A 10,979-nucleotide genomic window follows, 5' to 3' on the forward strand; every position below is an offset into this window, starting at 1 on the left:
GCAGATGGCCATGCCGAGCTGGTTCACCGCCTCGCAGATGCAGGCGCTGAACCCGCTGCTGGTGATGATCCTGATCCCGTTCAACAACCTGGTGCTGTACCCGGCGCTGCGCCGCTTCGGCGTCGAGCCCACCGCGCTGCGCCGCATGACCGTGGGCATCGCCTTCAGCGGCCTGGCTTGGGTCGTGGTCGGTGGCATCCAGGTGATGATGGATGGCGGCAACGTCATGTCGATTTTCTGGCAGATGCTGCCCTACGCATTGCTGACCTTCGGTGAGGTGCTGGTCTCGGCCACCGGCCTGGAGTTCGCCTACAGCCAGGCGCCGCAGGCGATGAAGGGCGTGGTCATGAGCTTCTGGAACCTGACCACCACCATCGGCAACCTGTGGGTGCTGCTGTCCAACGCGGCCGTGCGCAACGATACGGTGACCCACAAGATCGCCAGTACCGGCCTGAGCGAGGCCGCGTTCCTGATGTTCTTCTTCGCCGGTTTCGCCTTCCTCGCCGCGTTGGCCTTCGGTTGGTATGCCAGGCGCTATCGTATGGTCGACAACTACCGTACGGCCTGAGCCCTGACATGACCCCCGTCAACCTGCTGCTGATCGCCATCACCGTCATCGTGTCGTGGATGGCGTTCAAGAACCGCAAGCTCGGCGACCGCMTGATCCTGTGGCCGCCGGCGGTGGACCGCCACCGCCAGTACGACCGCCTGGTGACCTACGGGTTCATCCACGCGGACCTGGCGCACCTGGCGTTCAACATGATCACGCTGTTCTTCTTCGGCGGCCAGATCGAGTCGGTGATGATCCAGCTGACCGGCAGCTACCTGACCTATCCGGCGTTCTATCYCGGCGCGCTGGTGATGTCGATCCTGCCCAGCTACCTGAAGAACCAGAAGAACCCGAACTACCTCAGCCTGGGCGCGTCGGGCGCGGTGTCGGCGGTGTTGTTCGCCTTCATCCTGCTCAGCCCGTGGAGCGTGATCTTCGTGTTCTTCATCCCGGCGCCGGCGATCATCTACGCGGCGTTCTATGTGGGCTACAGCATCTGGATGGATCGCCGTGGCGGCGACCGCATCAACCACAGCGCGCACCTGGCCGGTGCCGCGTTCGGGGTGATCTTCATGCTGGCGATGCGCCCGGCGATTTTCGAGCACTTCCTGCGCGAGCTGAGCAACCCGAGCTTCCGTCCGCTGGGGTGATGCCGGGATGCAGACGTACCGATCCACGGTCGGCACCTGCCGGGTCCAGGAACGCCGGCAGCAGCCGGCGGAAGGGCACGACCGTGGGTCGTGCCCCCTGCAAACGACGCGTTACGCTACTTTCTTGCCGTCGGTGCCGTACGCGCTGAGCAGGCGGGCGTAGACCTCGTTGTCGATCTGATCGAATTCCCAGCCGTTGGTTTGGCCGTTCACGGCCAGCTGGAACAGGCCTTCCAGCAGCGAGCTGTCGGCGTCGGCCGGGGCCGGGGAGGTAGGTGCGTTGTCCATGAGGACCTCCTGGTAAAACGGATTCGGGCAGGCAGGTGTCGCAAAACTCGTGCCAGCTTTCACGCCCTGTCCGCTACCGGTATCGGCTTGAACCAACGAGACTTTAGCGGCGCCCAGCACCGCGCTTTGATGGCGGCATGGCGATGACCGGCCGCGTGGCAAGGCGCCGGTGCCCCCGTCCTGCCCGGGAAGGGCACGGGGTCCGGAAGTGACGCTCAGCGTCGCTGCTTGCCCCTGTTCAGGCTTCACGCGATCATGGCGCTACGCTGCGCACTATCGCGTCAGTTGCCGCAGGAGACACCGCCCATGGCTTCGGTCACCCCGCCCGGATTGGCGTACGAGGTGGAGCACGATCTGGCCAACCACCGTTTCCAGGCCCGGATCCAGGGGCACCTGGCGCTGCTGGACTACCAGATCACGTCGCTGAAACGACAGAAGCGGATGGTCATCACCCACACCGAGGTGCCTGAGCCGATCGCCGGGCGCGGTATTGCCGGGGAGTTGACCAAGGTGGCGCTACGCTATGCGCGCGAACACAAATACAAAGTGGTGCCGGCGTGTGCCTACGCCGAAGCCTTCATGCAACGACACGAGGAATACGACGACCTGCTCGCCGGTTGACCGCGGGCGGTCTCGCTTCAGGGACGACACACCATGATGCTGGGTTTCAACAAGGGGATTGCAATGAACATCGTAGTAAACCGTCGCGCGCTGCGCGCCAGCGCGTTGGCCATGGCCGTGGGCCTGGTGCTGGTGGCGGGTTGCAAGCGCGACGCGGGCGACACCGCCACGGCACCGGCCGATGGCGCGACCGCCACGCAGCCGGCGAACATTGAAACGCCTGTCGCCGCAGCGCCGGTTGAGCTGCKCGACGTGATCGAAAACACGCCGCAGGCCGTCATCGGGATCAGCTACCCGACCGATATCGCCAAGTACCCGGGCCTGGCCAAGGCCTTGGCCGATTACGCCACTGCCGCGCGCGGCGAGTTGCAGCAGGCCGTCGATGGTCTGGGCAACGACAAGCCGACCATGCCCTACGAGCTGTCGCTGAGCTTCGAAAAAGTGCTGGAAACCCCGCAACTGGTGGTGGTGAGCGCCGATGGCAGCCGCTACACCGGCGGTGCCCATGGCGAGCCGCTGGTGGCGCGCTTCGTGTGGCTGCCCGAACAGCAGCAGATGCTCACCGCCGACAAGCTGGTGGCAGATGCCAAGGGCTGGAAGGCGGTCAGCGATTACATCGGTGACCAGCTGCGCGAGCGCGTGGCCACCCGCTTGAGCAGCGAAGACATGGAGCCGGGCCAACTGCAGGAATCGCTGCGCAGCGCCAGCCGGATGATCGCCGACGGCACCGAGCCGAGCGCGGAGAACTTCAGCCAGTTCCAGCCGCTGACCGGCACCGATGGCAAGATCAGCGCGGTACGCTTCGTGTTCCCGCCCTACCAGGTGGGGCCGTATTCGGATGGCACCCAGACCGTGGATGTGCCGGCCAACGTACTGGCGCCGCATGTCGGTGCGGCGTATGCGGGATTGTTTGCCCAGGGCTGATCGACGGAGGCGACGTGGACGCGGGACTGCAACGACGAGTGACGCTGTTGCTGCACGACGCGGGAATCACCGTCGACGGTGACCGGCCGCATGACATCCACGTCCATGACCCGCAGTTCTACACGCGGGTCATGGCCCACGGCTCACTCGGCCTGGGCGAGAGCTACATGGACGGCCAGTGGGACGCCGCCGCGCTGGACGACTTCCTGTATCACCTGATGCAGGCACACCTGGACGATCGCGTGCACGGCTGGCGCGAAGTCGCCGACGCGCTCAAGGCGCGTCTGTTCAACCTGCAGGCCGGCAATGGCAGCTTCGAGGTTGGCAAGCGCCACTATGACCTCGGCAACGACCTCTATGAAGCGATGCTTGGCCGCCGCCTGGTCTACAGCTGTGGCTATTGGCGCGATGCGACGGACCTGGATGCGGCGCAGGAAGCCAAGCTCGACCTGATCTGCCGCAAGCTCGGGCTGCGCCCGGGCCAGCACGTGCTCGATATCGGCTGCGGTTGGGGCGAAGCCCTGAAGTACGCCGCCGAACGCTACGGCGTGTCCGGCGTGGGCGTCACCATTTCCCAGGAGCAGGCCGACTACGCACGCCAGCTGTGCGCCGGGTTGCCGATCGAGATCCGGCTGCAGGATTACCACGACGTCGAAGAAACCTTCGACGCGGTTTTTTCGGTCGGCATGTTCGAGCATGTCGGCGACAAGAACTACCGCGGCTACTTCGAAATGGCGCGGCGCTGCCTGCACCCGCACGGCCTGTTCCTGCTGCACTCGATCGGCAGCAATATCTCGCGGCACCGCACCGATCCGTGGATTACCCGCTACATCTTCCCCAATTCGATGCTGCCCTCGGCGGCGCAGATTACCGCCGCGTATGAAGGATTGTTCGTGCTGGAGGACTGGCACAGTTTTGGAACCGATTACGACCGCACGCTGCAGGCATGGCGATTGAACATCGAGCAGGCGTGGGGCGGGCTTGACCCGCAGCGCTACGACGCGCGCTTCAAGCGGATGTGGCGGTTCTACCTGGCGGCGTCGATGGCGAGCTTCCGCTGCCGGAATTCGCAGTTGTGGCAGTTGGTGTTGTCGCCCAACGGCGTACCGGGTGGGTATATCGCGCCGCGGTGATGGCGGCGGCGCAGATGCCCCAGTCCTGCCGGCCTGGCGGTCGATCAGGGCTGCTTCGGCGACCTGTGCAAAGCAGGATCCGAGAACACGGTTGATGCGTCATATCAGGCTTCAATATTGCTCTTGCCACTGTCAGCTTGATCGCCACTGTGACGCCGCGCTGTTGAACTCAATCCATGTGATTCGTCGGTTGTCGCCGAAGCAGGCAGCCAACTACGATGTGTTCATGACCTTCGACGACGTGACCGTGCTTGACGCCCTTCTGGCCGCTGGTCAGCGGGTTCAATCTGCCTTCGCAGGAGCATCCGATCCGGAGGGAGCGCTGCGGTCTGCGCAYGAGTTTCTTGCCAATGCACTGGGCCACCATCCTGATGATGCGCGGTTGCTTACCGCGTTGGGGGCGGTTGCATGCGATCGGGGTCAGCACGAGCAGGCGCTTGCGCCGCTGCGACGGGCGCTGGCGTTGGGCAGCCGGGACAAAAATGCCTACTTCAACCTGGGGGTGGCGTTGATCAACCTGAGCGAGCCGGCACGCGCGAAGACGGCGTTCACCCGAGCCTGCGCGCTGTCGGCATTGTCCTGCACGTGGGAAGCGTACTTTGATCCACAAGCCCATTGATGGGGGGGGCGGGATCCTCTCACGTGATCGGCAACAAAAAACCGCCCGGCACTGCCGGGCGGTCCTGTTTACACGCGTCGTTGAATCGAACGCTTACTTCTTGCCATCACCACCGGTCAAACCACGCTTTTCCAGCAGCGGTTCGATCTGCGGCTCATGCCCGGCGAAATTGCGGAACAGTTCCATCGCATCCACGCTGCCGCCCTTGGACAGCAGGGTCTGGCGGAAATGGTCGCCGTTCTTGCGACTCAGGCCACCGTTTTCGCGGAACCACTTCTGGGTGTTGGCATCGAGCACTTCGGACCAGATGTAGGCGTAGTAGCCGGCCGAGTAGCCGCCCATGATGTGGCTGAAGTAGGGGGTCTTGTAGCGCGGGGGGACCGGCGCGTAGTAGATGCCGTCCTTCTCCAGCGCGGCGCGCTCGAAGGCCATCACGTCCTTGGCGGCCGGGACCTGGTCCGGACCGATCTGGTGCCAGCGCTGGTCCAGCATGGCCGCACCGAGGTACTCGGTGGTGGCAAAGCCCTGGTTGAACTTGGCCGCGGCGATCACCTTGTCCAGCAGTGCCTGCGGCATCGCGGTGCCGTTCTGGTAGTGCTTGGCGTAGTTCTTCAGGATGGCCGGGTTGTCCGACCACATTTCATTGACCTGCGAGGGGAACTCGACGAAGTCGCGCGGCACGGCCGTGCCGGAGAAGTACGGGTACTTCACGTTGGAGAACATGCCGTGCAGGGCGTGGCCGAACTCGTGGAAGGTGGTGGTCACTTCATCCCAGGTCAGCAGCGAGGGCTGGCCGGCCGGCGGCTTGGGGATGTTGAGGTGGTTGGCCACCACCGGCTTGAAGCCGGTCAACTCGGACTGGGACACATAGGAGTTCATCCAGGCGCCGCCGCGCTTGGAGGCGCGTGCATACGGGTCGAAGATGAAGATCGCCAGCTGGCTGCCGTCGGCATCGAACACGTCATAGACGGTGACGTCGTCGTGGTAGACCGGCAGGTCGGTGCGCTGCTTGAAGGTCAGGCCGTATTCCTGGTTGGCGGCGAAGAACACGCCGTTTTCCAGTACGTTCTTCAGTTCGAAGTACGGCTTGAGCTGGGACTCGTCGAAGTTGTACTTGGCCTGGCGCACCTTCTCGCTGTAGAAGGCCCAGTCCCACGCTTCGAGCTGGAAGGTCGGCTTGCCGGCGGCCTTCTGTTCCTTGTCGATCATGGCCTGCAGGTCGGCGGCTTCGCGCTTGGCGTTGGCCACCGCAGCCGGGGCGAGCTGGCCGAGCATGGCATTGACCGCTTCGGGGGTCTTGGCGGTCTGGTTGGTCAGGTTGTACGCGGCGAAGTTGGCAAAGCCCATCAGCTTGGCCTTGTCGGCGCGCAGCTGCATGATGCGCGAGACCAGCGCGGTGTTGTCGAACTCACCGCCGCGGCTGCCGCGGGTGACGGACGCTTCGTAGATCTTCTGGCGCAGCTCGCGGTTGCGCAGGTTGGTCAACGGCGGCTGGCCGGTGGTGTTGAGCAGGGCGATGACGTACTTGCCATCCAGCTTGCGGGCCTTGGCGGCTTCGGCGGCGGCAGCGATCTGCTCGGCGGACAGGCCGTCGAGCTGCTTGACGTCGTCCACCACAACGGCCGAGGCATTCACTTCGTTCTGCACGTTCTGGCTGAACTTCGTGCCCAGGTTGGCCAGCTCGGCGTTCATCGCCTTGAGCTTGGTCTTGTCGGCATCATTGAGCTTGGCGCCGGCGCGGACGTAGCTGTCGTAGTACTTCTCGACCAGGCGCACGCCTTCGGCGTCGAGGCCGAGCTGGGTGCGGGTGTCGTACAGGGCCTGGATGCGGGCGAACAGCTTGCCGTTGAGGGCGATGGCGTCGCTGTGGGCGGCGAACTTGGCCGAGTAGTCGGCCTGCAGCTTCTTGCGGGCGTCGTTGGTGTCGGCGCCGACCAGGCTGAAGAAGACGGTGGTGGCGCGGTCGAGGGTGTCACCGCTCTTTTCCAGGGCAATGAGGGTGTTGTCGAAGGTCGGCTTGGCCTTGTTGTTGGCGATTGCCTCCACTTCCTTCAGCTGCTGGGCCATGCCGGCGTCGAAGGCGGGCGCGAAGTCGCTGTCCTTGATCTTGTCGAACTGCGGGTAGTGCAGGGGCAGGGGGCTGTCGGCGAAGAACGGGTTGGCCTGCTGGGCGTTGGCGGCCACGGGGGCGGCGGCGACGGCGGAATAGGCGGGCAGGGCAAGGCCGAGGGTCACGGCGACGGCAAGGGCAAGGCGGGTGGTCAAGGGGAATTCTCCGGTCAGACAAGTGCACGAGGTTACCCCGGCGCGATGGCGTGGGGCTTGTGTCGAAAGGCATGGGATTGCGGGTTGGAGCAGGCGTCGAATCGCTTGACGTCCGATTGCTGTGTTGGAACCGCAGGTGCCGCCCGCTGGCCTCCTCCGCATGAACCCGAATCGGTAGAGCCACCCCATGGGTGGCTGCTCTCGGCAGCAGCCCCACACCCCCACGGCGCTAAGATGATCCCCTTCCACCGGAGCCTTTCCCATGACCAGCGCATTCGATTTCTCGTTCGTGGACCTCACCGGCCAGCCACAGCCGCTGGAGCAGTACCGGGGCAAGGTGCTGCTGGTGGTCAACGTGGCCAGCAAGTGCGGCTTCACCCCGCAGTACGAGGGGCTGGAGGCGTTGTGTCGGGAGTACGCGGCACGCGGGCTGGTGGTGATCGGGTTCCCGTGCGWTCAGTTCGGGCACCAGGAGCCGGGCAACGCCGACGAGATCCGCAATTTCTGCTCGTTGACCTACGCGGTCGATTTCCCGCTGTCGGACAAGGTGGACGTCAACGGCGAGGGCGCGCATCCGCTGTGGCAGTGGCTCAAGGCGGAGAAGTCCGGGCTGCTGGGCACGCGCGGGATCAAGTGGAACTTCAGCAAGTTCCTGGTCGGGCGCGATGGGCAGGTGCTGGAACGCTATGCGCCGACCGACAAGCCGGAATCGCTGCGCGGGGATATCGAGGCGGCGCTGGGGTGATGCGGGCACTCGCCCCCGCCTGATCGCGGCAAGGTAGTGCCGGCCGCTGGCCGGCTCCTCGCACACGACGATCGTGGAAGGCTTCAGCCACGCATGGCGTGGCTCTACCGGGTGGCGAGTGGATGCGTGGAAGGCCCCAGCCACGCGGGGCGTGGCTCTACCGGGTGGCGAATGGGTGCGTGGAAGGCTTCAGCCACGCGTGGCGTGGCTCTACCTTCGGTGCGCCATTCGCGCTTACTTCTCGACGAACGCGCGCTCGAAGACGTAGTGGCCCGGGGTGCCGATGCGCGGGGAGGTCTGGAAGCCGCGGCTGTCCAGCACGGTGCGCAGGTCGGCCAGCATCYGCGGGCTGCCGCAGATCATGGCGCGGTCGTTTCCCGGATCCAGCGGCGGCAGGCCGAGGGTCTTCTGCATTTCACCGCTTTCCATCAACGAGGTCAGGCGACCCTGGTTGGGGAACGCCTCACGGGTGACGGCCGGGTAGTACAGCAGCTTGTCGCCGATCATCTCGCCGAGGAATTCGTGCTCGCGCAGTTCCTTCTCGAACAGGTCGCGGTAAGCCAGGTCCTTTTCGTAACGCACGCCGTGGGTGAGGATCACCTTGTCGAAGCGCTCGTAGGTTTCCGGGTCCTTGATCACCGACAGCCACGGCGCCAGGCCGGTGCCGGTGCCCAGCAGGTACAGGTGCTTGCCCGGGTGCAGGTCGCTGATCAGCAGGGTGCCGGTGGGCTTCTTGCCGACCAGGACCTTGTCGCCCGGCTTGATGTGCTGCAGGCGCGAGGTCAGCGGGCCGTCCTGGACCTTGATGCTGAAGAACTCCAGGTTCTCTTCCCAGTTGGCGCTGGCGATGGAATACGCGCGCAGCAACGGGCGTGCCTCGGTTTCCAGGCCGATCATCACGAACTGGCCGTTCTCGAAGCGGAAGCCGCTGTCGCGGGTCGTGGTGAAGCTGAAGTAGGCGTCGGTCCAGTGGCGGACCTCAAGCACCGTTTCGGCGCCGAAAGCGGAAGACATGGGGGTGGGGGTCTGATCTGTTTTGTCCCGTCCAGTTTATCTCAAATGAGATAAATTCTCATTGACTGGCCGGAAAGGCTTGTGGAGTGGGGGTTTCAACGGTACCCGGCCGCTTGCAGCTCGAACAATTCGGCGTAACGGCCCCCCTGGGTCATCAGTTCGGCATGGGTACCGCTGGCCTCGATCCGGCCGCCGGCCAGCACCAGAATGCGGTCGGCCATGCGTACCGAGGAGAAGCGGTGCGAGATCAGTACGGCGGTGCGCTGGTCGGACAGTTCCTTGAAGCGCTGGAACACCTCGAATTCGCTGCGCGCGTCCAGTGCGGCGGTTGGCTCATCGAGGATCATGACCTGTGCATCGCGCATGTAGGCGCGGGCGATGGCGATCTTCTGCCATTGCCCGCCGGACAGGTCCACGCCCTGCTTGAAGCGTCGGCCGATCAGCTGGTCGTAGCCGTTTGGCAGCGCGTTGATCACCTCATCGGCCATGCCGCGGCGGGCGGCGTCGCGGATGCGCGCATCGTCGGTCATTGCTTCGACCAGGCCGACGCCGATGTTCTCGCCCGCGCTCAGGTTGTAGCGCACGAAGTCCTGGAAGATCACGCCCATGTTGGCGCGCAGGTCATCCAGATCGTAGTCGCGCAGGTCGCGCCCGTCGAGCAGGATGCGGCCTTCGTCCGGGTCGTACAGGCGCGCCAGCAGCTTCACCAGCGTGGTCTTGCCGGCGCCGTTCTCGCCGACCAGCGCCAGCACTTCGCCGGCGTGCAGTTCGAAATCCAGGTGGCGCACCGCCCAGTTTTCCGCATCGGGGTAACGGAAGCCGACGTTCTCGAACACGAAGCCGTCGGTGATCGGCTGCGGGATCGCCACCGCATCGGTGCGCGAGTGGATCTCCGGCTGGATCTGGAAGAACGAGAACAGATCGTCCAGGTACAGCGCCTGCCCGGCCACCTGCGAGAAGCCGATCAGCAGCCCTTCCAGCAACTGGCGCAGGCGCAGGAAGCTGCCGGCCAGGAAGGTCAGGTCGCCGATCGAAAAATCGCCGCGCACGGTGCGCCACGCGATGTAGGCATACGCGGTGTAATAGCCCAGCGTGCCGAGCGCGGCCAGCAAGGTGCCCCAGAACGCGCGCTTGCGTGCCAACGCCCGGTTGGCGTGGAAGAACTTGTCGGCCAGGAACTTGTAGCGCTCGATCAGGAAGCGGTGCAGGTTGAAGATCTTCACCTCCTTGGCCGTTTCCACGCTGGCCCCGATCTGGCGCAGGTAATCGAGCTGGCGGCGCTCGGGCGTCCACTGGAAATTGAGCGAATAGCCGGCCGCGTTGAAGTGCGACTCGCCGATGAAGGCCGGCACCAGCGCCACCGCCAGCAGCAGGATCAGCCACGGCGCGTACACCAGCAGGCCCACCGCCAGGCTGGCCACGGTGATGGCGTCCTGCACCTGGCCGAACAGCTGGCTCATCAGGTTCATCCGGCCCATGGTCTGGCGCCGCGCGCGGTCCAGCTTGTCCTGCAGGTCCGGGTCTTCGAAGTCTTCCAGGTCCAGTTCGGCGGCGTGCTCCATCAGCCGCACGCTGGTGACGTTGGTGAACAGTTCCGAGAGCAGGCTGTCGGCATAGTTCACCGCGCGGCCCAGCAGGTCGGAGACGATCGCCAGGCCGAACTCCAGTGCGAGCAGGCCGAGTAGTGGATTGAGCACGCCGCTGGACAGTGCCTCGCCAAACGGCGGGAAGCCGGCTTCGTGCTGGCTCAGGTGCAGCGCCGCGTCGATGATCAATTTGCCCACGTACAACATCGCCACCGGCAGCAACGCACGGATCAGGCGCAGGCCCAGGCTGGCACTGGCCAGGCCGGGGCTCGTCTGCCAGACCTGACGCAGGAACGGGGGCAGGTTGCGCATCGCCTGGAAGCGTTCGCGCAGGCTGGGATTCTTCTGGCCGGAAGCGCCGGCGGCGGGGGAGGCGGGCATGCCGCTATTGTGCGCGCCCGTGCCGTGGCGGAGGGATGAATGCGTTGCACGCTACGACACCAAAGCGCGCAATTATCCAAATCGGTAGGTGCCGACCGTTGGTCGGTACGGCGCAGCACGGCAATCACACGGTGGGTGACGACCGTTGGTCGGCACGGCGCAGCACGGCAATCACGCGGTAGGTGCCGACCGTTGGTCGGCAC

General features: G+C 65.0%; 11 protein-coding genes. 7 read left to right on the forward strand and 4 right to left on the reverse strand.

Features of this window, described 5'->3' with window-relative positions:
- Together AC1DQP_RS10680 and AC1DQP_RS10685 are read left to right on the forward strand one after the other, a co-directional pair.
- The coding region (locus AC1DQP_RS10680; RefSeq protein ID WP_478051565.1) for a POT-type proton-dependent oligopeptide transporter at positions 1-568 on the forward strand (568 nt) is incomplete at its 5' end.
- An 8-nt stretch (positions 569-576) separates the two neighbouring features.
- The gene (locus AC1DQP_RS10685) at positions 577-1,200 is read left to right on the forward strand and encodes a rhomboid family intramembrane serine protease (RefSeq protein WP_478051566.1); all 624 of its coding nucleotides are present in this window, start codon (positions 577-579) and stop codon (positions 1,198-1,200) included.
- A gap of 111 nt (positions 1,201-1,311) precedes the next feature.
- Here AC1DQP_RS10685 and AC1DQP_RS10690 read toward each other — a convergent pair whose 3' ends face one another.
- Positions 1,312-1,488, reverse strand: a complete 177-nt coding sequence (locus tag AC1DQP_RS10690) for a hypothetical protein (RefSeq protein ID WP_256775574.1) — start codon at positions 1,486-1,488, stop codon at positions 1,312-1,314.
- A gap of 306 nt (positions 1,489-1,794) precedes the next feature.
- Between AC1DQP_RS10690 and AC1DQP_RS10695 the strand changes: the two genes are divergently transcribed.
- The 4 genes from AC1DQP_RS10695 (at position 1,795) to AC1DQP_RS10710 (ending at position 4,785) form a co-directional block, all read left to right on the forward strand.
- Positions 1,795-2,109 (forward strand): GNAT family N-acetyltransferase, encoded by a 315-nt coding sequence (locus AC1DQP_RS10695; RefSeq protein ID WP_457321245.1) that lies wholly within the window; start codon positions 1,795-1,797, stop codon positions 2,107-2,109.
- A 36-nt stretch (positions 2,110-2,145) separates the two neighbouring features.
- Positions 2,146-3,033, forward strand: coding sequence for a DUF3298 and DUF4163 domain-containing protein (locus AC1DQP_RS10700; protein WP_478051571.1), 888 nt, complete (start codon positions 2,146-2,148; stop codon positions 3,031-3,033).
- Between the two features lie 14 nt (positions 3,034-3,047).
- The gene (cfa, locus tag AC1DQP_RS10705; RefSeq protein ID WP_478051567.1) at positions 3,048-4,166 is read left to right on the forward strand and encodes a cyclopropane fatty acyl phospholipid synthase; all 1,119 of its coding nucleotides are present in this window, start codon (positions 3,048-3,050) and stop codon (positions 4,164-4,166) included.
- A gap of 94 nt (positions 4,167-4,260) precedes the next feature.
- Positions 4,261-4,785, forward strand: a complete 525-nt coding sequence (locus AC1DQP_RS10710) for a hypothetical protein (RefSeq protein WP_256775570.1) — start codon at positions 4,261-4,263, stop codon at positions 4,783-4,785.
- Between the two features lie 93 nt (positions 4,786-4,878).
- Here the strand turns inward: AC1DQP_RS10710 and AC1DQP_RS10715 are convergent, their stop codons facing one another.
- A complete protein-coding gene (locus AC1DQP_RS10715; RefSeq protein WP_256775569.1) occupies positions 4,879-7,050 on the reverse strand; it encodes a M3 family metallopeptidase in 2,172 nt (723 codons plus the stop codon).
- 262 nt (positions 7,051-7,312) lie between these two features.
- On the opposite strand from AC1DQP_RS10715, the gene AC1DQP_RS10720 reads away from it, so the two are divergent.
- Positions 7,313-7,795 carry a glutathione peroxidase gene (locus AC1DQP_RS10720; RefSeq protein ID WP_478051568.1) on the forward strand — a complete coding sequence of 161 codons (483 nt, stop codon included), beginning with the start codon at positions 7,313-7,315 and terminating at the stop codon, positions 7,793-7,795.
- 234 nt (positions 7,796-8,029) lie between these two features.
- On the opposite strand, the gene AC1DQP_RS10725 is transcribed toward AC1DQP_RS10720, so the two are convergent.
- Positions 8,030-8,809, reverse strand: a complete 780-nt coding sequence (locus AC1DQP_RS10725; protein WP_478051569.1) for a ferredoxin--NADP reductase — start codon at positions 8,807-8,809, stop codon at positions 8,030-8,032.
- Positions 8,810-8,904: 95 nt separating this feature from the next.
- Positions 8,905-10,776 (reverse strand): ABC transporter ATP-binding protein, encoded by a 1,872-nt coding sequence (locus AC1DQP_RS10730; protein ID WP_478051570.1) that lies wholly within the window; start codon positions 10,774-10,776, stop codon positions 8,905-8,907.
- Positions 10,777-10,979 lie beyond the last annotated feature (203 nt).

It is taken from the genome of Stenotrophomonas sp. P5_A8 (assembly GCF_056400545.1).

What these genes read in the sequence shown, in the direction of transcription:
- AC1DQP_RS10690 (WP_256775574.1), bottom strand. Translation starts at nt 1,488, where the DNA reads ATGGACAACGCACCTACCTCCCCGGCCCCGGCCGACGCCGACAGCTCG.
- AC1DQP_RS10695 (WP_457321245.1), top strand. Translation starts at nt 1,795, where the DNA reads ATGGCTTCGGTCACCCCGCCCGGATTGGCGTACGAGGTGGAGCACGAT.
- AC1DQP_RS10730 (WP_478051570.1), bottom strand. Translation starts at nt 10,776, where the DNA reads ATGCCCGCCTCCCCCGCCGCCGGCGCTTCCGGCCAGAAGAATCCCAGC.